The sequence below is a fragment of the Curtobacterium sp. PhB137 genome (assembly GCF_003814955.1).
In the GTDB taxonomy this organism is placed as follows: domain Bacteria; phylum Actinomycetota; class Actinomycetes; order Actinomycetales; family Microbacteriaceae; genus Curtobacterium.
In genome coordinates this window covers 451,882-474,412 of the sequence record NZ_RKQO01000005.1, presented here as the reverse complement: position 1 = coordinate 474,412, position 22,531 = coordinate 451,882, and the positions used below count along the sequence as shown (strand labels likewise).

At 66.9% G+C, this 22,531-nt stretch carries 24 protein-coding genes and 1 pseudogene; 20 read left to right on the top strand and 5 right to left on the bottom strand.

The features are described 5' to 3' along the window. Positions 1 to 64: 64 nt before the first annotated feature. The 10 genes from EDF28_RS08830 (at position 65) to EDF28_RS08785 (ending at position 6,592) form a co-directional block, all read left to right on the top strand. The gene (locus EDF28_RS08830) at positions 65 to 742 is read left to right on the top strand and encodes a hypothetical protein (protein WP_123937983.1); all 678 of its coding nucleotides are present in this window, start codon (positions 65 to 67) and stop codon (positions 740 to 742) included. Between the two features lie 38 nt (positions 743 to 780). Then, positions 781 to 1,095, top strand: a complete 315-nt coding sequence (locus tag EDF28_RS08825) for a metal-sensitive transcriptional regulator (protein WP_079238218.1) — start codon at positions 781 to 783, stop codon at positions 1,093 to 1,095. A gap of 95 nt (positions 1,096 to 1,190) precedes the next feature. Continuing rightward, positions 1,191 to 1,634, top strand: a complete 444-nt coding sequence (locus tag EDF28_RS08820) for a hypothetical protein (protein ID WP_096897504.1) — start codon at positions 1,191 to 1,193, stop codon at positions 1,632 to 1,634. A gap of 103 nt (positions 1,635 to 1,737) precedes the next feature. Next, positions 1,738 to 2,343: a DUF305 domain-containing protein gene (locus EDF28_RS08815; protein WP_079238220.1), complete on the top strand. Its 606-nt coding sequence runs from the start codon at positions 1,738 to 1,740 to the stop codon at positions 2,341 to 2,343. Positions 2,344 to 2,612: 269 nt separating this feature from the next. Continuing rightward, the gene (locus EDF28_RS08810) at positions 2,613 to 3,419 is read left to right on the top strand and encodes a M23 family metallopeptidase (RefSeq protein WP_123937981.1); all 807 of its coding nucleotides are present in this window, start codon (positions 2,613 to 2,615) and stop codon (positions 3,417 to 3,419) included. Between the two features lie 198 nt (positions 3,420 to 3,617). Continuing rightward, positions 3,618 to 4,232, top strand: coding sequence for a cadmium resistance transporter (locus tag EDF28_RS08805; protein ID WP_079238222.1), 615 nt, complete (start codon positions 3,618 to 3,620; stop codon positions 4,230 to 4,232). Positions 4,233 to 4,252: 20 nt separating this feature from the next. Continuing rightward, positions 4,253 to 4,744 carry a signal peptidase II gene (locus EDF28_RS08800; RefSeq protein WP_158521905.1) on the top strand — a complete coding sequence of 164 codons (492 nt, stop codon included), beginning with the start codon at positions 4,253 to 4,255 and terminating at the stop codon, positions 4,742 to 4,744. Beyond that, on the top strand, positions 4,741 to 5,478 hold the full coding sequence (locus EDF28_RS08795) for a cytochrome c biogenesis CcdA family protein (RefSeq protein ID WP_099051938.1): 738 nt from the start codon (positions 4,741 to 4,743) through the stop codon (positions 5,476 to 5,478). The genes EDF28_RS08800 and EDF28_RS08795 overlap by 4 nt, the downstream gene beginning before the upstream one ends. Before the next feature lie 131 nt (positions 5,479 to 5,609). Then, entirely contained in the window at positions 5,610 to 5,957 is a 348-nt protein-coding gene (locus tag EDF28_RS08790; protein ID WP_079238223.1) for a helix-turn-helix transcriptional regulator, read from the top strand. Further along, entirely contained in the window at positions 5,954 to 6,592 is a 639-nt protein-coding gene (locus tag EDF28_RS08785; protein WP_079238224.1) for a cation diffusion facilitator family transporter, read from the top strand. The genes EDF28_RS08790 and EDF28_RS08785 overlap by 4 nt, the downstream gene beginning before the upstream one ends. Before the next feature lie 534 nt (positions 6,593 to 7,126). Here the strand turns inward: EDF28_RS08785 and EDF28_RS08780 are convergent. Continuing rightward, on the bottom strand, positions 7,127 to 9,142 hold the full coding sequence (locus EDF28_RS08780) for a cation-translocating P-type ATPase (RefSeq protein ID WP_123937977.1): 2,016 nt from the start codon (positions 9,140 to 9,142) through the stop codon (positions 7,127 to 7,129). After that, positions 9,139 to 9,525, bottom strand: a complete 387-nt coding sequence (locus EDF28_RS08775; RefSeq protein WP_123937975.1) for a helix-turn-helix transcriptional regulator — start codon at positions 9,523 to 9,525, stop codon at positions 9,139 to 9,141. Before EDF28_RS08775 ends, EDF28_RS08780 begins: the two co-directional genes overlap by 4 nt. Positions 9,526 to 9,853: 328 nt before the next feature. Between EDF28_RS08775 and EDF28_RS19410 the strand changes: the two are divergent. Further along, positions 9,854 to 11,827 (top strand): annotated as a pseudogene (locus EDF28_RS19410) (acyltransferase family protein); the annotation flags it as partial. Positions 11,828 to 11,912: 85 nt separating this feature from the next. Here the strand turns inward: EDF28_RS19410 and EDF28_RS19555 are convergent. The 3 genes from EDF28_RS19555 to EDF28_RS08755 all read right to left on the bottom strand — a co-directional run bounded on the left by EDF28_RS19555 (position 11,913) and on the right by EDF28_RS08755 (position 15,322). Then, a complete protein-coding gene (locus EDF28_RS19555) occupies positions 11,913 to 13,868 on the bottom strand; it encodes a cytochrome c oxidase assembly protein (RefSeq protein WP_243648837.1) in 1,956 nt (651 codons plus the stop codon). Positions 13,869 to 14,042: 174 nt separating this feature from the next. Then, positions 14,043 to 14,963, bottom strand: coding sequence for a cation diffusion facilitator family transporter (locus tag EDF28_RS08760; protein ID WP_123937969.1), 921 nt, complete (start codon positions 14,961 to 14,963; stop codon positions 14,043 to 14,045). Then, positions 14,960 to 15,322, bottom strand: a complete 363-nt coding sequence (locus EDF28_RS08755; RefSeq protein ID WP_123937967.1) for a metalloregulator ArsR/SmtB family transcription factor — start codon at positions 15,320 to 15,322, stop codon at positions 14,960 to 14,962. Before EDF28_RS08755 ends, EDF28_RS08760 begins: the two co-directional genes overlap by 4 nt. Before the next feature lie 47 nt (positions 15,323 to 15,369). On the opposite strand from EDF28_RS08755, the gene EDF28_RS08750 reads away from it, so the two are divergent. The 9 genes from EDF28_RS08750 (at position 15,370) to EDF28_RS08710 (ending at position 22,468) form a co-directional block, all read left to right on the top strand. Next, positions 15,370 to 16,335 carry a cytochrome c oxidase assembly protein gene (locus tag EDF28_RS08750; protein ID WP_123937965.1) on the top strand — a complete coding sequence of 322 codons (966 nt, stop codon included), beginning with the start codon at positions 15,370 to 15,372 and terminating at the stop codon, positions 16,333 to 16,335. Positions 16,336 to 16,447: 112 nt separating this feature from the next. Further along, positions 16,448 to 16,855: a hypothetical protein gene (locus tag EDF28_RS08745; protein WP_123937963.1), complete on the top strand. Its 408-nt coding sequence runs from the start codon at positions 16,448 to 16,450 to the stop codon at positions 16,853 to 16,855. Between the two features lie 78 nt (positions 16,856 to 16,933). After that, on the top strand, positions 16,934 to 17,800 hold the full coding sequence (locus EDF28_RS19680) for a M23 family metallopeptidase (protein WP_123937961.1): 867 nt from the start codon (positions 16,934 to 16,936) through the stop codon (positions 17,798 to 17,800). 13 nt (positions 17,801 to 17,813) lie between these two features. Next, on the top strand, positions 17,814 to 18,407 hold the full coding sequence (locus tag EDF28_RS08735) for a copper resistance CopC family protein (RefSeq protein ID WP_165901039.1): 594 nt from the start codon (positions 17,814 to 17,816) through the stop codon (positions 18,405 to 18,407). After that, positions 18,407 to 19,630: a M23 family metallopeptidase gene (locus tag EDF28_RS08730; protein ID WP_123937956.1), complete on the top strand. Its 1,224-nt coding sequence runs from the start codon at positions 18,407 to 18,409 to the stop codon at positions 19,628 to 19,630. The genes EDF28_RS08735 and EDF28_RS08730 overlap by 1 nt, the downstream gene beginning before the upstream one ends. Before the next feature lie 225 nt (positions 19,631 to 19,855). After that, positions 19,856 to 20,530 carry a thioredoxin domain-containing protein gene (locus tag EDF28_RS08725; protein WP_123937954.1) on the top strand — a complete coding sequence of 225 codons (675 nt, stop codon included), beginning with the start codon at positions 19,856 to 19,858 and terminating at the stop codon, positions 20,528 to 20,530. Next, complete coding sequence (locus tag EDF28_RS08720) at positions 20,527 to 21,141, top strand: TlpA disulfide reductase family protein (RefSeq protein WP_123937952.1); 615 nt, start codon at positions 20,527 to 20,529, stop codon at positions 21,139 to 21,141. Before EDF28_RS08725 ends, EDF28_RS08720 begins: the two co-directional genes overlap by 4 nt. Further along, a complete protein-coding gene (locus EDF28_RS08715) occupies positions 21,138 to 21,737 on the top strand; it encodes a signal peptidase II (protein ID WP_123937950.1) in 600 nt (199 codons plus the stop codon). The genes EDF28_RS08720 and EDF28_RS08715 overlap by 4 nt, the downstream gene beginning before the upstream one ends. Further along, the gene (locus EDF28_RS08710; RefSeq protein WP_123937948.1) at positions 21,734 to 22,468 is read left to right on the top strand and encodes a cytochrome c biogenesis CcdA family protein; all 735 of its coding nucleotides are present in this window, start codon (positions 21,734 to 21,736) and stop codon (positions 22,466 to 22,468) included. The genes EDF28_RS08715 and EDF28_RS08710 overlap by 4 nt, the downstream gene beginning before the upstream one ends. Positions 22,469 to 22,531 lie beyond the last annotated feature (63 nt).

Here is a 22,531-nt window from a genome sequence, read left to right as displayed (position 1 = left end):
GTGTAACGCCGGTCGGGCGGATGTGTTCCCAATCCGCCGAACCGGCATCCGGAAAGAGGACGTGATGGCGAGCAGAACTGATCGGCGCGAAGAGGCGCGGCGGAAAGCCGCTGACCGCAGAGCGGAACAGCAGCGCAGTCGCACCCGCCGGTGGTGGCTGCTGGGCGCCGCCGTGGTCGTCGTCCTCGCCGCGGTCACCACGATCACGGTCGCCGCGCTGAACCGTGGCAACGACACGGCGCCAACAGCGTCCGGAGCGACGGCGGCACCGCCGTGGCCGGCCCCCGCGGATGCGGCGGCGCGGGCGAAGGCTGCCGGGCTCGAGGTGGCGGGGATGGAAGGTGCGGCGCTGCACACCCATCAGCATCTGTCCGTGTCCGTGGACGGGGAGCCGGTGGCGGTGCCGGCGAACATCGGCGTCGACGTGCAGCGGGGCGGCATGTCTGCACTCCACACCCACGACACCTCCGGCATCGTGCACGTCGAGTCCGCGAAGGTGCAGCCGTTCACCCTCGGACAGCTCTTTACCGAGTGGGACGTGACCTTGCGAGACGGGCAGGTCGGCGGGTACGTCGACGGGAAGAACGACCGGCACGTCGCCGTGTTCGTCAACGGCACCCGCACCACCACGCCGCTGCCGGATCTGGAACTGCAGGACCAGCAGGACATCGCCATCGTCATCACCCGTGGGTCCGGTACGCCGATCGCGCCGACCCCGTTCGATTGGTCGACGGCGGCATGAGCGCCGCTACCGTAATCGGTGAACCCCGAGGAGCGTCCATGACCGACACCACCGCGCCCGCAGCAGAGCACCACCACGGGTACATCACCGCGAAGGAGGACTACCTCAAACGGTTGCGCCGCATCGAGGGGCAAGCCCGCGGCCTGCAGCGGATGGTCGATGAGGAGCAGTACTGCATCGACATCCTCACCCAGGTGTCCGCGATGACGAAGGCGCTGCAATCCGTCGCGCTCGGCCTGCTGGATGACCACCTCGCGCACTGCGTCACCGACGCCGTCGCCGAAGGCGGCGACGAGGCGGCGGTGAAGCTGAAGGAAGCCTCCGACGCGATCGCCCGCCTCGTGCGCGCCTAACCAGCTCTCCGCCCGCCAGACGGGGCGGTTGTCCTCTCAGCGCTCGTCCTGCACCATAGAACCCGCACCCCGACCAGTCATCAGTACGGATCCGCATGCTCACCACCGCGAACACCACGCGCCGCCGCCTGCTGCTGCAGGCCACGGCGGTGCTGGCGTTGCTGCTGCTGGTCGGGTTCACGGTCCTGATGCACAGCATGCTCGGCCACGCGACCACCGGCGAGCACGCCATGACCGCCATGACGGCCGAGCACACCCACAGCGACGCAGCCGAGCACGCTGCCGCGCCGGCTGGCGCGGTGGTGAGCGTGCTCAGTGATGCTGGCTGCGATGGCGGCCTGTGCGCGCTGATGTGCTCCCTGATGGGGATGGCCTGCGCGCTGACGATCGCCCTGTTCGCGTGGGCGCTTCTGCGCACCCGGAACGGCGGGGTCCTCTACGTCCTCGCACGCCTCCTCGCCCTCGGGGACCGTGTCGCACGCCGCGTCGCGGCACCCAAGCCGCCATCACTGACGGCGCTGCAGATCATCCGTATCTGATCCATCCCCGGCGGGAGCGCTCCCTTCGGAAGCTCTCGCATGCCCAGAACACGGGCAGGTATTCGCCTGCCCGGAACACCTGACGCATCACGGGAACGGATCCATGAACACCACCATCACGCGCACCCTCGCGGCCACCGCCGCCCTCACCATCGGCCTCACCCTCGCCGGATGCTCCACCAACAACGCCGGCTCCTCGGACAACTCCTCCTCGTCGTCCTCGTCGTCCTCGTCGACGCACAATGACCAGGACGTGACGTTCACGCAGGGGATGCTGCCGCACCACAAGCAGGCCATCGAGATGAGCGACATGCTCCTCGCCAAGGGCTCCGACGTGGACCCCGACGTCGTCACGCTCGCGAAGCAAATCAAGGCCGAGCAGGCACCGGAGATCAAGACGATGACCGGCTGGTTGAAGGCCTGGGGCGAGCCCACGGAGATGTCGAGCATGTCCGGGATGGATCACTCCTCCATGTCGGGCGGGATGATGTCCGACGCCGATATGAACGCCCTCGACAGTGCCTCCCCGGCGGACGCCGGGAAGCTGTTCCTGCAGCAGATGGTCGAGCACCACACCAGCGCTGTCGACATGGCGAAGACCGAAGTCGATAAGGGCAAGAACACCGACGCGGTCGCGATGGCGAAGTCGATCGTGTCGAGCCAGACCGAGCAGATCAGCCAGATGAAGGACATGCTCGCGTCGATGTGACCCCGGCCGTGGGTCGCGGCGGTGTCCCCCCTCCCTGCCGCGATCCGCGACCGGCTTTCCCCCTCTCCCGCTCGAGCACCCCGCCGAGCGGCCCTGTTTCTTCTGACGTGCTCATCCCCGTCCGCCGTCTTTCTTGGAGCCTGCCTGTGCCCCAGCAGCACCCCCACACCCCCACTGCAACGCCGCTGACGCGCCGCGAAGCCCTCGCCGCAGAACGCGCCACACCCCCCGCTCCGCGGACGCCCCGCATCCGCCGGACCCCCGCTGTCGTGAGTCGGCCGCCGCTGCCCGCCGTGACGGTGGCCGCGCCGGCTCCGACGCGGACGTTCCGATCCCGGGCGCTGGCGGCGATTCCGCTGACCGGTGCTGCTGCGGCGATGGCGCTGTTCACCGCCGCGGCGCTTCCCGCGCAGGCATCTACCGGCCCCGCCGTCACCGTGCCCGGCGGCACCCCGTCCGCTACCGGGCAGAGCTTCACCGCGACCGGGCTGACCGTGACCGTTGACCGGGACGGCTACACCGTCACCAAGCCCGCCGTGAAGCCCGTGATCACCAAGACGACCACCAGCACCACGAACAGCGCCACAGCAGCGGCAGGTAGCACGGCTGCAGTCGCGCCCACCGGGACGATCGTGAACACCGGCGCCGGCGATATCCGCTGGCCCGTCGCCGGCAGCATCCGGGTCAGCTCCCCGTTCGGCCCCCGCCTCGCCCCGTGCGCGGCGTGCTCGTCGATCCACCAGGGCGCCGACATCACCCCCGGCGCCGGCACCCCCATCGGCGCCGTCGCCGCCGGCACCGTCCGAATCTCGGGCACCCACCCGGAGTACGGCCAGTACGTCATCATCGACCATCAGATCGACGGTCAGACCATCTCCACCCTCTACGCGCACATGATCTTCGGCTCGTCACCGCTGCATGCCGGGCAGAGCGTCGCCGTCGGGCAGCTCGTCGGCCTCGTCGGCAACACCGGCGCCAGCACCGGCGCCCACCTGCACCTGCAGGTCATGCTCGGCAGCAGCACCCCAATCGACCCCATTGCCTGGCTTACAACGAATGCCGGGCGCACCTTGTGAGCGGCGCCCACTCAGCCCGCTCCGCGGCAACCATCCGATCGCGCGCCGACGATCGCCTCCGGGCCGGCGGCAGCGTTGTGGAGAGCCGGCCGGCTGCACGTCGCCGATCATCGGTCGATACCGATATGATCGGCGTATGACGATCACTTGCCGGATGATGGTTCCCGTGTCTCGGCCGCCGCTTGTTGAGTCGAACCGATGATCGGCACGATTGCGGCGGCGGTGGGTCTCTTTGCTGCCACCAACATCGATGACGTCGTGGTCCTGACGGTTCTGTTCCTTGCATCGACGCGTGGAACGTTGCCGGGGTGGAAGGTCGTCGTCGGTCAGTACGCCGGCTTCATCGCCCTCGTCGCGATCAGTGTCCTCACTGCTGCGGGGCTCACCATCGTTCCGGACAAGTGGGTGGGACTGCTGGGGCTCATCCCCCTGGGTATTGGTCTGGTGGGGTTGGTCCGTGCTCTGCGACGACGCGGTGATGACGACGACGATGACGACGACTCGGCAGTGCGCGCCGGCGGGGTCCTCGGAGTCGCCGGGATCACCATCGCCAACGGCGCCGACAACATCTCCCTCTACACGCCGGTGTTCCGGACGACCCCGATCCCGGACACCGTGGTCACGATTGCGGTGTTCCTCGTGCTCGTCGCGGTGTGGTGCCTCGTGGCTCGCTTCGTGGGGACGAACAAGACCGTCACGGAAGCCCTCGAGAAGATCGAGCACTGGCTCGTGCCCGCCGTGTTCACGGGCCTGGGCCTCTACATCCTGATCGAGTCCGGCGTGATCGTGCGCCTCATCGACGTGCTCTCGTGAGAGCAAGCATCCGAGTGGTCGTGGTGCTGCTGATCGCCGCGGCCGCGCTCACCATCGACCAGCTCACCAAAGCGTGGGCACTGTCCGGCCTCGGCCCGTCGCGCACAATTGAGCTGGCTCCGGGTGCGACCCTCCAGCTCGTGTTCAACCCAGGCGTCGCTTTCAGCCTCGGCAGCGAGATGGGGCCGCCGCTCGCACTCGGCATCATCGCCCTGACGTTGTGCCTGGCAACGTGGGCAGTCGTGCGCGCCGTGCGCGGCGCCGACATGCTCGCCACTGGGCTGATGAGCGTCGCCGTCGGCGGCGCCGCAGGCAACCTCTGGGACCGCATCACCCGCGCCGAGTCCGGGCCACTCACCGGCGAAGTCGTCGACTTCATCAACATCGACTGGTTCGCCATCTTCAACGTCGCCGACATCTTCGCCACCCTGGGGATCGCCGGATTCGCGATCCGCTTCCTGATGCCGGGCAGGCACAAGGACGAGCCCGCGCCCACGGAGCGATCAGCGTGAACGGGAACCCCTTCGCGGAAGCGATCCTCAGCGGACAGCTCCTGATCGCCGTGCCGGTCGCACTCCTGGCCGGGCTGGTGTCCTTCCTCTCACCATGCGTCCTCCCACTCGTCCCCGGGTACCTCGGCTTCATCGGCGGTGTCGCAGAGCAACGCCGCCGCAGCACGCTCACCCTGGGCGTGCTCCTGTTCATCCTCGGCTTCACCGTCATCTTCGTCGCCTACGCCGCCGCATTCGGCGCCGCCGGCTTCTGGCTGATCCGCTGGCGCGACCTGCTCACGCAGATCCTCGGCGGCTTCGTCATCATCATGGGACTCGTGTTCATCGGCCGCTTCGGGATCCTGCAGCGCACCCTCAAACCACGATGGAAACCGGCCACCGGCATCGCCGGCGCACCCCTGCTCGGGATCGTGTTCGGGCTCGGCTGGACCCCCTGCCTTGGCCCGACCCTCACCGCGATCAACCTGCTGAGCCTGCAAGCCGCGAGCACCTGGAACGGCGTCCTGCTCGGCATCGCCTACTGCCTCGGACTCGGCATCCCCTTCCTCCTCCTCGCCCTTGGAACCACCTGGGCCACCACCGCGATCAGCCGCGTTAAACGGCACCTACGGACCGTGAACCTGATCGGTGGTGGCACGCTGATCCTCATCGGTGTCCTCATGGTCACCGGACTGTGGTCATCGCTGATGTACACGGTCGGCGCACACATCGGCCAGTACGTCACGCTCCTCTAACACCCAGGTGCAGCCCGCTGCAACGCATGGTCGACGGCGGCATCCCCATGGTCACGATCGAGCAAGCACCGCCCCAGAACCAATGGCCGACCTTGAACGCACGAACCGCGCTACGCCGATATCATCGGCATATGCCGATCGTAGAAGCGCGGGGCGATCTTGCCGCGGTATCGCTGTTCCACTCTCTCGCAGACCCGACCCGGCTGCGCATCCTGCGCCGACTCCGCCACGGGGAAGCTCGCGTGAGCGACCTCGTCGCGGAGCTCGGTCTTGCCCAATCGACCCTCTCCGAGCACGTCGCGTGCCTTCGCGACTGCGCACTCGTGGAGGGGCGGGCGCAGGGCCGGCAAGTGTTCTACAGCCTCGCCCGTCCGGAGTTGATGGACCTCCTCGAGTCCGCGGAGACACTGCTGCAGGCCACCGGCTACCAAGTCGATCTCTGCGGCACCTATGGCTCGGACGCGAGGGCTGGCGAATGAGCACGCTCACCGAAACCGAAACGGAGCAGCTCACCCGACGAGGGCTCCGCCTCGCGCAGTTCACCGTCGCATACAACGTCCTCGAAGGAATCGTCGCCATCACGGCTGGGATCGCCGCGGGACTCGTTTCCGTCATCGGGTTCGGTATCGACTCCGGAATCGAATCGATCGTCGCCGTGCTGGTGGGCATCCGCCTCGCCGCCAGGCTCCGCCACGGCGAAGCGGACGAGGGTAAGGAGCGACGCACGTTGAAGTTCGTCGCCGTGACGTTCTTCCTCCTCGCCGCCTACGTCGTGATCGATGGCATCCGCAGCCTGATCACCCACGAAACACCGGAGACCTCCCCGGTCAGCATCGTGCTGCTGGTCCTCTCGATCATCGTCATGCCGGTCCTCGCCGCACTCAAGACCCGAGTCGGCAAGAAGCTCGACGACCCGCTCATCCTCGCCGACGCGGCAGAAACTCGAATCTGTGTCCTCCTCAGCGTCGCGACCCTCATCGGACTCCTCCTCTACACCCTCACCGGCGCAGCCTGGCTCGACCCCGTCGCAGGATTCGTCATCGCCCTCTTCGCCATCCACGAAGGACGCGAAGCGTGGGAAGGCGAACTCGTGGAAGACGACGATGACGACTGAAACGACCGCTTCATAGCGACACCGAACACCGCTCAAAAGCTGACACAAAGCGAAGCTGCTCACACTCTGTGCCTCGCGGGGCGAAGAGCGGACCAACGGGATGCAGAACACCACCGCAACGCGCACAGCTGCAGATGAGCAAACTGGGGCTGCCTCGCGTTGCGATCAGAGCCGCGAGAAGAAGGGCGGGGGCCTCACCAACCCCCGCCCTTTCAGCTGCTGGACGCAACAGCTAACCCGGCGTCACCTCGGACGGACGGGCTCGTCTTCAACCCAAGCATTGCCTTCAGTCTCGGACGGGACATGGTTCACCGCTCGCGGCCGGCATGATCGCCCTCACGCCGTGCCTGGCGACGCGGGCTGATGTTGCCGATGGGGCTGCTATCCACTGAAGTAGGTCAGCGTTCTACCTAGTGGGTGCTGCGGAGCAGGAGCCGCGGCAAGTATTTGTCTGTCAGGGGCAGCCTGTTGCATGCTCACTCCCGCTCCGACGGCAGCACGGTTACGGTGACCCGGTCCGGGATCTGGAGCGGATCACGCGCGTGGTCGTCGTGCAGCGCGAACTCCGTTGGCGATGACGACCACCTCGGCGAGCTCGTGAACAAGGACGACACCAGCCAGGCCGAGCGCTCCGGCCAGGGCGAGCGGGAACAGGACGACGATGATCGCGAGGGAGAGTCCGATGTTGCTGGTCATGATGCGACGTCCCCGGCGTGCGTGCAGGAGCGCTGCCGGGATGGCGCGCAGGTCGGTGCCGGTGAATGCGACGTCGGCGGATTCGACGGCTGCAGCGGCACCGGTGGCGCCCATCGCGATGCCGACGTCTGCGGACGCGAGGGCGGGCGCGTCGTTCACGCCGTCGCCGATCATCGCCACGGTACCGTTGCGTCGGAGTTCGTTGACCGCGGATGCTTTGTCCTGTGGGAGCTGTTCGGCGCGGACGTCGTGGATCCCAGCGCGGGCGGCGAGCGTGGTGGCGGTGCGTTGATTGTCGCCGGTCAGCATGAGGGTGCGGATGCCCGCTTCGTGCAGTGCTGTGATGGTTTCGGCGGCTTCGTCGCGCAGCTCGTCGCGGACGCCGACGACGCCGGTGATGACGCCGTCGATTTCGACCACCACGACGGTTTCACCGTTGCGCTCGAGCCGGTCGATGTCTGCCTGGAGTGTTCCGGCTTGCAGCCAGCGCGTGCTGCCGACTCGGACTCGTCGCCCGTGGACCTCTCCGGTGAGACCGCGGCCGGGTTCTTCCGTGACGTCGAATGCTGCCGGCGGCTGGTCCACGGCGTTGGAGATCGCTGCTGCGAGCGGGTGGGTGCTGTGTCGTTCGAGTGCAGCTGCTGCCGTGAGGATGTCCTGGCGGTCGTGACCGGGGGCGGTGACGACGTCGACGACTTCGGGGGCGTTGCGGGTCAGCGTGCCCGTCTTGTCGAACGCGACCGCGGTGACGGCGCCGAGCTGCTCGAATGCCGCTCCGGACTTGATGATGACGCCGAACTTGCTCGCCGACCCGATCGCGGAGATCACTGTGACGGGCACGGCGATTGCGAGTGCGCACGGGGATGCTGCGACAAGGACAACGAGTGCGCGCTCGGTCCACGTCGCCGGGTCACCGACGATGAACCCGAACACGACGACGAGCGCCGCGACGATGAGTACGACCGGGACAAGGGGGCGGGCGATGCGGTCCGCAAGACGGGCGCGTTCACCCTTCCGGGATTGTGCATCTTCGACGAGTCGCACGATGGTTGTCAGGGAGTTGTCGTGGCCATCCGCTGATGCCTCGATCTGCAAGGCGCCCTGCCCGTTGACCGATCCGGCCGGGACCGAGTCGCCGGGACCCACTTCGACAGGGATGGACTCGCCGGTCACTGCGGACGTGTCGAGGCTGCTCCGACCAGCGGTGACGATGCCGTCTGTGGCGACCCGTTCCCCGGGGCGCACCACCAGCAGGTCCAACGCTCGGATCTCCTGCGCCGGGATCTCAACCTCTCCTGAGAGTCGAGAGACGCGGGCGGTGTTGGGGATCAGGTCCAGCAGGGCGCGGAGGCCTTGCCGTGCGCGGTCCATCGCCCGGTCCTCGAGAGCTTCAGCAATTGAGAACAGGAACGCCAGCGCGGCTGCTTCTGCGACCTTGCCGAGCAGAACCGCGCCGATCGCGGCGATCGTCATCAGCAGACCCACGCCCAGTCGGCCCCGGAGTACCCGACGGATCGCGCCGGGGACGAACGTCCACGCTCCGGCGAGCAGCGCGGCGCCGTGCACGATGGTGCCCGCGACGGTGAAACCGCTCCAGTCGAGCCCATAGCCGATCAGCAGGAACACGCCGGCGAGGGCCGGGAACAGTAGCGCCCGATCGCGCCAGACGGGGACGAGTCCGTCGTCGTCGTGCTCCGATGCCGCGGCGTCGTGATTGCAGCAGTCATCGTCGGCGTGGCCGTGTGAGTCGGTGCCGGTCACTTGCAGGCTCAGCTCGCTTTCTGGCCGACGCACCTGCACGGCAAGCGGCTGGCGTTCCTGCCCCTCCTCCGGCCCGCAGCATTCGCGGCTCATCGGATCGCCTTCATATCCTGCAGGACACTGGACGTCGTCGTGTCGCAGCACAACGGCACGTCGCATGCGGGGTCGGCACAGTCGACGCCGTCATCGACAGCGAGGACCACCTCGACGAGCGCTTCCAACGCCTTCGTAATGTGCGGGTCCGCGATTTCGTAGCGGGTGCGGCGGCCCTCCGGGGTCGCGACGACGATGCCGCATCCGCGCAGGCACGCGAGGTGGTTCGACACGTTGGTCCGCGTGAGCGTCAGCTCGTCAGCCAGCCGGGCCGGGTACCCCGGCTCGTCCAGCAAGCTCAACAGGATCCGAGAACGGGTCTCATCCGCCATCGCCCGGCCGAGCCGGTTCATCACGTCAAGCCGCGAAGCAAGTGTCAGCATGCGATGACCATACAGCGCATGATGACCAATCGCCAGTTGACCAGGTCCCGCCGCTTAGCGCGGGCCCCGGGTTTCAACCGCGTGCATCTGGGCGCCACGTCGATCCAAGTTTCAATCACACTGGTTAAGCCTGCGCTTGCACCATCGGCCTCCGCGACGGTGCAGCTTGACGGTGTGCACGACGCGAGAGGCGGTGTTCTGCGCGCCGCTCGGAATCGCAGCGATGGTCCTCGCCGCATCAGCTAAACGTTCAGTAGCTGGGGCGCCGAACCGGGCCGACAAGCGCTCGTCGTTTCGAGTTCACCCGGGGTAGCTAGCGTCGCGGACGATGCTGCCTCGGGAGTATGGCTCGTTCCGAGCCGACGTGCACGCGATCCGGGCTGTCGCCGTGGCGCTTGTGGTGCTGTATCACGTGGATTTCGGCTGGTTCCGTGGCGGCTTTGTGGGAGTGGATGCCTTTTTCGTCGTCTCCGGGTACCTCATCACCACCCAGCTCGCTCGAGAGCTCCAGTCTCAGGGGCGGATAGACCTCCCGAGGTTCTGGGCTCGCCGTGTTCGCCGATTGGCGCCTTCGGCGCTGGCCGTCCTCGTCACCGTTGGAATCGCCGCAGCGGTGTTGTATCCGAAGGAAGACTGGCCGAAGGTTGGGGGGCAGTTCGCCGCGAGTGTGGCCTACGTCGAGAATTGGGCGCTTGCCGCGTCGAGGACTGACTACCTTGCGGCTGGCACACCGTCCACTCCGTTTGAGCATTTCTGGTCACTCAGCGTCGAGGAGCAGTTCTACATCGGCTGGCCGGTCCTGCTCCTGGTGGTGTGGAAGTACGTTCCACGAAAATCGGCGTTGCGCTGGGTCGTGGGGGCAGTGACCGGAGCCTCAGTCGTCAGTTCCATCTGGTTGACGGTCTCAGACCCCGCAGCTGCGTACTTCTGGCCGCATACGCGCGCATGGGAGTTCGGCGTCGGTGCATTACTGGCGTTGCTTGGGCCAAACCCCGGGCGACGGTTCTCGGTTCCTGCGCGGCTGCGGTTTGGAACTGCTCTGTTCGGTTGGATGGGCCTGATTGGTGCCGGCGTCGCACTCTCGGCAAGGGTGCCGTACCCAGGCATTGCTGCAGCGATCCCCGTCACGGCGACCACTCTGATCATCGCCGCAGGCGCCGAGGGCGGGGTGATCGGGGTGATGCTGCGTTGGAGTCCGGTGCGCTGGCTTGGCGCCATCTCGTACCCGTTGTACTTGTGGCACTGGCCGGTCGCGCTGTTGCTCCCGCGACTTGTTGAACTACCACCGCCGGTTCGAATCGTCGCCACTGTCGTGTTCGCGCTGATCCTCGCCCAGTTGACACACGTCTTGATCGAGAAGCGCGTTCGTTCCGGCTTGCTCTCACGGTACCGTCCAGCCACTGTTCTCGCCGGCGCGGCAGGTCTGATGGTGGTGTTGCTGATCGTCCCGACCGCGGGCTGGGCGGCACTGCAGAGTCAGGAGCGTCGGGACCGGGATGTCGTGTCCATGTTGCGCGGGGACGGCTGCTTCGGTGCTGCTGCTGCGTGGAACCGTTCCTGCCGGCTCAGCGGTGATCCGCGACAACCATTCACCCCGGCGACCTTGACCGCGGCGTACGACATCGACCCGACCTGGGACAAGTGCCAGGCGCAGACGACCGCAGCGCGCAGCTGCGTGGTCGGGGTGCGAGGGGGCACTCGGGTGGCGTTGATTGGGGATTCCCACGCGCACCAGTGGTCGTCGGTGTTGATACAAATTGCTCGCGCACGAGGCTGGGAGCTGCACCTCTATGTCAAGGGCGGGTGCGACTTCTCACGCGTGCGATGGTCGGACGTGTCGGACACGAATCAACGTCGATGCGCCATCTGGAACGACGACGTCGACCGCTCGTTGGAAGCCGAAGCCCCCTACACGCTGGTCTTCACGGCCGCTCGTGCGGACCTCCGCGGACGACCGGTGGGAGCTGACCATGATCGGGCGGCGCAGCGCGGCTACCGCGCGTCATGGGATCCGGTGATTACCCGAGGGGCCACTGTCCTTGCGATTCGGGACACCCCCGCAGCTGGGACCGGTGTGCAACGTTGCCTCGACGTGAATCCGGGTGCTGTCTCCCGCTGTCGATTGAGCACAGGACGAGCGTTCGCGGCGAAGGACTACCTCGCTGTTGCGGCGCAGCGCATCCGCGGTGCACAGGTGCTGGATCTGACGTCGTCGTTCTGTCGTGCTGGGTGGTGTCCTGCGGTGGTTGGGAACGTGCTTGTGTATCGGGACTCGCAGCACATCACCCGCACCTACGCGAACACTCTCACTCGTCCCCTGCAGCGCACCATCACGGCAGCACTGGCTCGAGCCTCACCAGCGACGAAGCGAACGGTAACGGCTGAGATCACTCGCGCGAGCGATCTCGCCCGTTCATCGCGGCGAGCTGTTCGTTGTAGGCGCGAAGCTCAGCGTCGCCGTCGCGTTGCGCCTGACGGTCCAGGCGTTTGGCGTCGCGTTTGTCTGACTTGACCCAGTTCCGCACGACGAGCAGTGCGACGAACACCATCGGCAGTTCGGACGCGCCCCAGGCGATGCCGCCGCCGGTGTGCTGGTCAGCGAGGAGTGCGGCTTCGTTGGTTTGCCCGAGTGCGCGGAACCAGTCGAGTGCGTAGACCTCGGTTGAGGTCATCACTGCGACGCCGAAGAACGCGTGGAACGCCATTGTCGCCAGGAGCGCGATGATGAGGATCGGGTAGGCGGGCCGTTGCGGGCCCGGGTCGATGCCGACGAAGACCCAGAAGAATAGGTAGCCGCTCAGCACGAAGTGGACGACCATGACGATGTGCCACTCGTGTGACTGCATCGAGGCTTGGAACGCCGGGGTGAAGTAGAACACCACAAGGGACCCGGCGAAGATGATCCCAGCGACGGCGGGCTTGCCGAGGAACTGCATCCAGCGGGAGTGTACGAAGAGCATCAGCCACTCACGGGCGCCGCGTGAGCCGTCGTTGCGGACCGGCAGCGTGCGCAGCGCAAGGAGCACCGGGCCGCCGAGCACGAGCGGCAGCGGGACGAACATCATCAGCAGCATGTGCTGGATCATGTGCGAGGAGAAGTGGATCATGCCGTAAACGGCGGGGCCGCCGTTCATCGTCCAGATAAAAATCAGGCAGCCCGTGACCCAGCTGATTGTCCGACCGACCGGCCAGCTGTCGCCGCGCTTGTGGAGCTTGCGGACGGCGAAGAGGTACCAGCCGATGCCGATGAGGGCGAGAGCGGTCCATGCCCAGTCCCAGTGCCACGCGCTCAGGAAGTTCTGCAGGGTCTGGGTGGGCGGGTAGGTGAACCCGATCAGCCCGTCACGTGTGTCTGCCCCGGTTTCCGGCGTCTGCGGGATCGGCGGTTGGCTCCGGGACACCGCGACGGAGGCGCCGATCGCGACCGCCATGAAAATGATCTCGGCGAGAGCGAACCGGACGAACAGCCGACGGTTGGCGGGGTCGCGGAGAAGCCCTGGCACGAGTTTTCTGCGCTGCGCGACGCCGGCGATGCCGAGAAGGATGAGCGCCGATGCTTTGACGGTGATCAGCCAGCCGTATGAGGTGGTGATCAGGTCGACGGGGCCGGTGAGTCGGAGTGCCGCGTTGACGATTCCGGAGAAGGCAACAGCGGCGAAGGACCAGCCGGCGAGGGTCGAGTAGCGAGCGACAACACGGCCGGTGCTGCCCTGGGTCATCGTGCGCAGCAGCAGTACCGCGGTGAGCCCGCCAACCCAGACACATACGCCGATTAGGTGGATCGCGAGGGAGTTCACGGCGTTGGCGTGCTCGAGGGATCCAGCTGCGTGACCCGACAGCGACAGCGGCAGGAGGGCGAAGATGGCGAAGACCGTCGCGACGGCGATGCTGGTCACACGTGTTGCGGAGGCGGCGATGATCGTGGCGACCAGGACCGCGGTTGCGGAGACGAGGTACACCTGACCGGCTTCCAGGCGGAAGAGGAACTCCGGAAAAGTTCGGGCGAACACGGAGCTCGTGATCGGCGCGCCGATGGTGTTGGCGCCGGTGAACACGATTCCGGCCACGGCGGCGAGGAACCACAGCGCGCCGCTCCACGCCGCCCAGCGTGCGGCCCGGTACTGCATCCAGGAGAGCCGGCCCCGTTCCTTCCGCTGACCGGGCAGCGCGAACGCTGCGACGATGAGCAGCCCGATCGTCACTGCAGCCATGGCGTCGTGGACCACTCGCGCGACAGGTAGGCCGTAGTCGACAAGCCGGCCGGCGTCGACGAGCTGTGTTGCTTCCCCGAGCGCCCCGGTCAGGGTGAGCCCGAGCAGCGCGCATGCCAGTGCGAGTGGCACTGAGATGGTGAGTGTCGAGCGAACTGCCACGGTGTCGGGCGCTACCTCAATGGGTGCGGTGCGCGTGTCTGCCGAGCGGTGGTTCGTGTCAGTCAATGGGTCATCACAAGTCGTTGTCGGGCCGCTGTTTCCTTGGTGCGCAGCAGGCTCAGGGGCGGAGGTAGATGCGCGGGATCAGACGTGGGGGGTGTGTTCGTGTTGGCTGTGTCCAGCCGGTTCCAGCTGGAACGTGGAGTGCTCAACACTGACATCGAAGTGTTCCGCGACGCACCGCTGCAGGTCGTCGAGCAAGGCCGGCACGCTGCCGTCGGTGAAGCATGCGGAGTCGATGCTGACATGCGCGGTGAGCACCGGAAGGCCGGTCGCGATTTGGGACGCGTGGAGATCGTGCACGTCAATCACGTGTTTCCGCTCGAGCAGGTGTGCGCGGACGTCGTCGAGGTTCAGGCCCGTGGGGGTGGCCTCCAGCAGCACATTCAGGGTCTCTCGGAGCAGCTTGAACGCCCGCGGCAGAATGAGTATGCCGATGAGGAGACCTGCAATGGCATCAGCCCCGCCCCAACCGGTGATGGCGATGACGATCGCTGCGATGATGACGGCGACTGATCCGAGAGCGTCGTTGAGGACTTCGAGGAACGCAGCGCGCAGGTTGAAGTTCGCGTTCCGGCCGGAGGCGAGCACCAGGATCGACGCGATGTTGCCGGCGAGGCCGATGATGCCGAAGACGAGCAGCCCGCCGGAAGCGATCTCCGGGGGTGCGAAGAGCCGCTGCACCCCTTCGATGAGGACGAACAGTCCGACCGCGAGCAGGACTGCCGCCTGTCCCGTGGCGGAGAGCACCTCGGCGCGGGCGAAGCCCCAGGTGCGCTTCGCGGTCGCGGGTCGTCGTGCGAGGTTCGCTGCGACGAGTGCGGTGGCTAGCCCGCCGGCGTCGGTGAGCATATGCGCTGCGTCGACGAGGAGCGCGAGGCTGTTCGTCGCGATCGCGCCGATGATCTCGGCCACAAGAATCGTTGCGGTGATGCCGAACGCGATCGCGAGCCGGCGGCGGTTCACCGCGTGCGCGTCGATGCCATGATCGTGTGAGGTGCTCATGCGTCGTGCTCCGTGTTGTGGTGGTGACGGACCACGTCGCCGACGGTGTGCTCGGCCTGGAAGATCGCATCGTGCACGAGCTTGTTCGCGTGGTCGTTCGCGAGGCGGTAGTAGACCCGGTTGCCGTCTTGCCGAGTGGTGACCATGCGGGCCATGCGCAGCTTCGCGAGGTGCTGAGACACGGCAGCCTGCGACCGGTCGACGACGGCAGCGAGATGCCCCACCGGCATCTCTTCCTCACGCAGTGCGAGGACGAGGCGGATACGTGTCGGGTCGGCGAGCATCGCGAAGATCTCTGCGGCTAGTTCGACGTGCGCGTCATCGAACTCCGCCTGCCCAACATTCGTGTATTCGCTCATGCGAATATAGTTGCATGTTGATGGTGGTGTGTCTACCGTCGGGTGGCATGGAACCGTTGGCGTGGATACCGACCGCACCGCCGACTGTCGCTGCGTTGCTCGCACCGACGTTGCAGCCCGTGCCCGTGATCCCTGTCATCGCGGTGCTGCTCGCTGCTGGGTACGTGACCGGATGGCTACGCTTACGACTGCAACGCCGAACGTGGCCGGTGTGGCGTGGCGTGCTGTTCCTGACCGGATGCGGACTGCTTGCCGTCACGATGGGTGCCGGCATCGAGGGGTACGGCTTCGTACTGTTCTCCGCGTTCATGTTCCAGCAGCTCACACTGATGATGACGGTTCCGCTACTGCTTGTCCTCGGCGCACCGGGCACGTTGCTCCTCCGAGCAACACCGCATCGAGGTCCCGGTCGGCTGGTGTTGCAGACGGCGGTGTTCGGGCTGCGGTCACGGCTCGGCCGGTTCTTGCTGCATCCCGGGTTCATGATCCCGCTGTTCCTCATCACCTTCTACGGCCTCTACCTCACCAGCGCCGCGGACGCCCTCCTCCAGACGTGGGCCGGACATGTCGGCCTCGAGCTCGCATTCCTCGCCGCTGGAGTGCTCTTCACCGCCCCGCTGATCCCAACCGACCCACTGCCACGCCGACAAGGGCACCTCGGCCGACTCCTGGATGCGTTCCTGGAGATGCCGCTGCACGCCTTCTTCGGAGTGATCCTGATGATGGCGACCGTGCCACTCGTACCCGCGTTCACCAACATTCCTGCCTCCTGGGGCATCACCGCAGTCGGCGACCAAGCGTTCGCGGGCGGCCTTGCGTGGTCGTATGGGGAAGCACCCTCACTCGCCCTAGTGCTGATCCTGATGACCAGCTGGTTCCGCCACGAATCCCGGAAGAGTCGAGAGCGGGACCGTGAGATCGATCGCGATGGTGACCCGGACCTCGAGGCCTACAACGCGCACCTCGCACGGCTGCAAGGACGAACAACCTCACCCCACGAGCAGCACGGATGACCCACCGGCACCGCATGCTCAGGCACCCCGGACACACCCAGCGAACTCACCTGTACCCCTTGACAGCGTCCTGCACAATGGATGCGGCCGCACCGATCGGGCCATCCTCATCATGACGACACTTCGCCACCTCCTCCCGCTCCGGCTGCTTCGTGCTGCCACCGCGGTGATCGCAGCCGTTCTGTTGTTGCTCGGTGCGATGACGTTGCAAAACCTGGCCGCGCACACGGACGACCCGGTGGCGAGCCTCACTGGCGCATCTACCGTGTCCGAACTGGAACAGGGCACCTCCGGTACCGCCCACGTGGACCAGCATGAGGGCGTCAGTGGAATCTTCTGCGCATTGTTGGGGCTGGCGGCGTTGGTGATGAGTGCCGGCCTCGTCCTGGCACTGCTCGCGCACGACCTCCGCCGGCCGTTGTTCTCCTTGTCCCGGGTCCTCGCCAGACTGCGGCCGCGGCTCATCCGGCACGACCAGACAGCGGTCTCGCTGACGGTCCTGTCGATCGCACGCGTCTGATTCTCCTTCCGGACGACCCCGCAACGCGGGGACGTCAAAAGCGTCCTGCCCGCTTAACGGAAGCCTTCCTGCAGACCTGTGACGAACCAGACCGCCCTCGTACCCGATTCCCCAACTCCCCTCACGCGACGCGCAGCCCTCGACGCTGAACGCCACGCCCAGCGAGCACGCACCCCTCGGCAGCTCCAACACCGGCCACTTCCCCGTCCGCGACCCATCGCCGGCGCGCCCTCCCCCGCTCGCCCGAGGAGGGCTGTCTCCTCGCAGCTGGTGTTGACCAGTGCGGCAGCAGCCGTCGTGCTCTTCGCAACTGCCGCACTGCCCGGGCCGGCAACGGCGTCCGTGGCCGCGCCGGCGACAGCCCTCACCCCCGGTGTGAGCGGGCAGAGCCTCCAGGTAGCAGCCGCCGCATTGGACCCAACTGCCCAACGCGACTCCTTCACCGTCAGCACCCCAACAGTGGTCGGCAGCGCACCGGCTACCGCGGCCGGTGAGGTGGGCGCCGTCACCGGCGGGGGCGATGTTCGCTGGCCGTTCCCCGGTCCGGTGCCGCAGAGCTCCGGCTTCGGATATCGCATCGCGCCATGCGCCACCTGCTCGACAGCGCATCAGGGCCTCGACCTCACCCCCGGAGCTGGAACTCCCATCGGTGCGGTCGCCGCGGGCGTGGTCCGCGTCTCCGGCATGCACTCTGAGTTCGGGCAGTACGTGATCATCGACCACCAGGTCGGCGGGCAGCTCGTATCTACCCTGTACGCCCACATGATCATCGGTTCATCCCCGCTCCGGACGGGGCAACGCGTCGCCGCTGGCGCTCGAGTCGGGCTTGTCGGATCTTCTGGCCGGAGTACCGGCGCGCACCTGCACCTCGAGGTGCATCAGGGCGGCGCCACTCCCATCGACCCGGCAGCGTGGCTGCGCAGCAACGCCGGCCGCAACTTCTAACAGGAAGGCACCCGTGCGACTTCGCACCCTCATCGCAATCTTCATCCCGGCAACCGTGCTCGCCACAGCACTGACCATTGCTGCCCCGGCAAGTGCGCACGACGCACTTTCATCAGCAACGCCCGCCGCAGACACCACCATCAGCGGCGACCTCGACACGGTCACCCTGACGTTCTCCGAGCAGCCCTTGGCGGGGCTGGAATCCGGACTAGTGATCAGCGTCACCGGACCCAACGGCGCCGAAGTCACCACGGGCACATTGGAAGTCGACGGCAGCACCCTCACCAAATCCGTCAATGTCACCGCCCCCGGCACGTACAACCTTGCCTGGCGGAGCGTCTCGGTTGATGGGCACCCGATCTCCGGTGGCTACCAGTTCACCTCCACCGGCAGCACCGCATCTGCCACACCGACGGCACGGGCCACTACGCCATCGGCAACACCGACAAGCGCCTCTCCGACCGCACGAGCAACGGCCGCAGCGCAGGGCGGAGGGAGGGACACCAGTCCGGCGATCTGGGCCCTTGGCGGTCTGACCGGGCTGTTCGTCCTCGCGGTCGTCGGGATCCTGCTCATCACCCGCCGCCGTCCAAAGGCTCCCGAATGATGCGGCGCACCACGGTCGCCGCGGCGACCATCATCGCGATCGTCATCGCTGCGCTGCCTGCAGTACCCGCGGCGGCGGCAACGGCACCGGCACCGAGCTGGGCGGACGTGCTCCGCGCTCGAGGCGATGAGGCGGCCGCCTCCCGGCAGGCCGAGCAGATCGCAGCGCTCGTCACGGAACTCGAGGACACGACCGTGACGGCCAAGGCGGCCGCTGATGCTCGCGGACGGGAGCTGCAAGTCGCTCAGGATGCCGCAGACGCTGCGGCGGGCCGCTTCGACACGCTCACCGCGCAGGCCGATGATGCACGAGCGGACGCCGCCGGCGCGGAGGAGCAGATCGCGTCCTGGTCGGCGTATCTCTCCCGGTCGGCAGGACGCGATCTCACGGTGAGTATCACGGCGGACACTGACGATCTCCTCTCTCGTCTGGGCACGGCGTCCAAAGTCACCGACACCATGAACACCACGCTCCGAGACGCCGCGACCAAGGCTGGGACCGCGACGGCGTTGAGTAAGCAAGCGAAGGCAGCGAAACGGAAGCGGGACCAGCTCCGGAACACCGCTGCCGGCGCCTTCACCGCAGCGTCAACGGCCGCTGCAGAAGCCGCCGCTGCGGAGGCCACCCAGCGCAGCCGCCAGCGGGAACTCAACGACCAGCTCGCGGTGCTGCGCAACCGGACGCTGAGCACGGAGGCGGCATACACGGAGGCGGAGCGGCGCCGCGCTGCAGCTGCACGAGCCGCCGCGGCGGCTGCTGCAGCACAAGCCGCGCAGAACCGTCCACAGACCCCGTCGAACCCCGGCGCGGTTTCCGCATCCGGTTGGACGATGCCAATCACGTCGTACCGCTCGTACCAGGCGTACGGCAACCGGCTGCACCCCGTACTGGGCTACTACCGCCTCCACGCAGGCGACGACTTCGGAGCCGCATGCGGCACCGGCCTCTACGCCGCATCCGCCGGCACCGTCACCTACGCCGGCCCGTACGGCGGCTACGGGAACCTCATCACGGTTGACCACGGCGGCGGCGTCACCACCAACTACGCGCACATGTTCCCTGCCGGGGTGCAAGTTGCTGTCGGGCAGCGTGTCAGCGCCGGACAGAAAATCGCGGAAGTCGGCAATGCCGGACTCTCCACTGGCTGTCACCTGCACTTCGAGGTGCGTCAGGGCGGTACCGCGATCCCACCAACCCCGTTCCTCAATGGCAAGGGGGCGTGATGGGGCCCATTCGGGCGACGTGGTCCGCCGTGCAAGTCGTTGTCCTGACGATCACCGTTGCAGTGTGCGGCGTGATGCTGCTCCGCGACGGCCCAGGGCCCGGCGGCATCTACGTCATTGGCGCGGTCTGCTTCGGGCTCGCCCTCATCGGACACGCCACCGTTCTCCTGCTCGCACGTTCCGCTCGACGCGGCGCCCCCGCTCCCAACCCAGCAAAGGGACCTCATGACTCGTAGCACCCGCATCGGTGTCGTTTCCGGCCTCATCGCCGGCGCACTCGTCCTGATCGTCATCGCCGTCTTCGTCATCCGCGCCTACGTTCCCTCCGCGCCGACCGCAGCAACAGCGGCGTCCTCGAGCCCAACCGGTGCCGTCACGCCAACACGGGTCCTCGGGCCCCCTGGCAAGGGCTCCGTCACCGTTGTCGAATTCCTCGACTTCGAATGCGAAGCATGCGCGGCGTTCTACCCCTACGTCGAGGACCTCCGCAAGAAGTACGAAGGTGACGTCACCTTCGGGTTCCGGTACTTCCCCCTCCCCGGCCATGGCAACTCCCGCACCGCTGCCGCCGCCGTCGAGGCTGCCGCCCAGCAGAACAAGGTTGAGGGCATGTACCAGCGCATGTACGAGACGCAAAAGGAGTGGGGCGAGCGAGGCACCGACTCTCAGGCCGAACGATTCCGCGGCTACGCCAAAGACCTCGGCCTGAACATGAGCCGCTACGACCGCGACGTCACCAGCAAGACTGTGCTCGAGCGCATTCAACGAGACGTCAATCTCGGAACGACACTGGGCGTGAACAGCACACCCACGTTCTTCATCAACGGCGAAGTGGTTCCCCTGCAGACCTACGCTGACCTGCAGACCGCAGTGGACGCCGCTGTGCAGGAAAGTCGATGACCCGCCGGCCATCTTGGCGACGAGCCGCGCCCGCAACGGCGGCGATCATGGCGGTGATGCTGCTGGCGGGATGCGCTGGCGGGCAGAACGGCACGCTGAGCTCGCAGTACCGCGGCGGCGAAACGAAGAACTACGTCTCCGGCGACGGCACCGTGACGCAGGTGCCAACGTCCAACCGGAGCGCTCCGGTACAGTTTGACGAGACCGCGATGGACGGCACGCAGCTGAACAGCGAGGAGCTCCGCGGGCAGGTCGTCGTTCTCAACTTCTGGTACGCCTCCTGCCCGCCCTGCCGCGCTGAGGCGAAGCACCTCAACAAGGTCGCGGAGCGCTTCGCAAGCCGAGACGTACAGTTCATCGGCGTCAACGTCCGCGACGCGCAGGGCACAGCGGAAGCCTTCGAACGCCGCTTCAACGTGACGTACCCGTCGATCCTCGACAACGACACCGGTCGCATGCAACTCGCGCTCTCCGGCGACGTGGCGCCAAACGCTGTCCCCACCACGATCGTTCTCGACGTGCGAGGCAGGGTCGCCGTGCGGATCCTCGGAGCTATCGGCGGGCCGGGAACCCTCGCCACACTCATCGAAGACGAACTCACCCGAGCGTGAGGAACAACCCCCCGCCAGGTCACCAGACCGACGCCGACCGCAGCCCAGGTTCTCAGCGCGGGCGCTCCCTCGCGACGGTCATCGGGGTCGCAGTCCTCGTCGCGGCCGTGGATCAGCAGACCAAGCTGTGGGCGCTCTGGCACCTCGACCCGCACCGGACCCTCCCCGTCCTCGGTGACCTCGTCGGCTTGCAACTTGCGTTCAACCGTGGAGCGGCGTTCTCTCTCGCAGAAGGACGAACCTGGATACTCTCCGTCCTCGCAGCACTCGTGATAGCCAGCCTGCTGGTGTGGGCGGCGACCGGCCTCCGACTCATCATCGCTGTCGGTGTCGGCTGTCTGATCGGTGGCGCAGCCAGCAACCTCAGCGACCGGCTCACCCGCGGGCAGAACATCGGCGAAGGTGCCGTCGTCGACATGATCAACTACGCCGACATCGCGATCGGCAACGTTGCGGACATCGCCATCCTCGTCGGCGTCGTCATCCTCGCGGTCACCTTCTCTCGGTCCCCGAACCCCCGATCCCAAAACGGCAAAGACGGCCCTCCCGGCGCCTCCGACTACCCCACCGAGCCCCGAAACCAGGAGCCTCGATGACGTTGCAGGAGACAGTCTTCAGTGGGCAGATGCTGGCTGCCGTTCCGATTGCCATGCTCGCCGGGCTCATTTCGTTCGCGTCCCCATGCGTTCTTCCGCTGGTGCCGGGGTACCTGGGCTTCGTCAGTGGCTCCGCGTCCACGGTCACAACGCGACGCACTCTCGGCGGAGCCGCACTCTTCGTCGTCGGGTTCGGACTGGTGTTCGTCGCCTACGGTGCAGCATTCGGCACCGCTGGCGCGTGGCTGTTCCGATGGCAGGACGTCATCATCCGCATCCTGGGGCTCATCGTCATCATTATGGGAGCCGCGTTCATCGGGCTCTTCCGTCCACTCCAACGGACCGTCCGAACATCATGGAGACCGCGACCCGGTCTCCTCGGAGCACCACTCCTAGGCGCAACGTTCGGATTGGGCTGGACGCCCTGCTTTGGTCCCACCCTCGCGACCATCACCGCTCTCAGCCTCGACTCCGGTACAGGACTCCGCGGCGCAGCCCTCGGCTTGGCCTACTGCCTCGGCCTCGGCCTCGGCATTCCCTTCATCATCGTCGCTGCCGGCTTCGGATGGGCCAGCCGAACCGTGACGTTCCTACGGACCCACATCCGGGCGATCAATCTCCTCGGCGGATGCATCCTCATCGCCACCGGGATCGCCATGCTGACCGGGGTCTGGACCCTCATCATGTCCATCCTGCAAGGCATGATCGCGAACACAACAGTTGTCCTGTAACCCCCGGAACTCCCCACCCAGCTCGTGGATCTCGCAGTGACCCGCCGACCACACGTCGCTCGT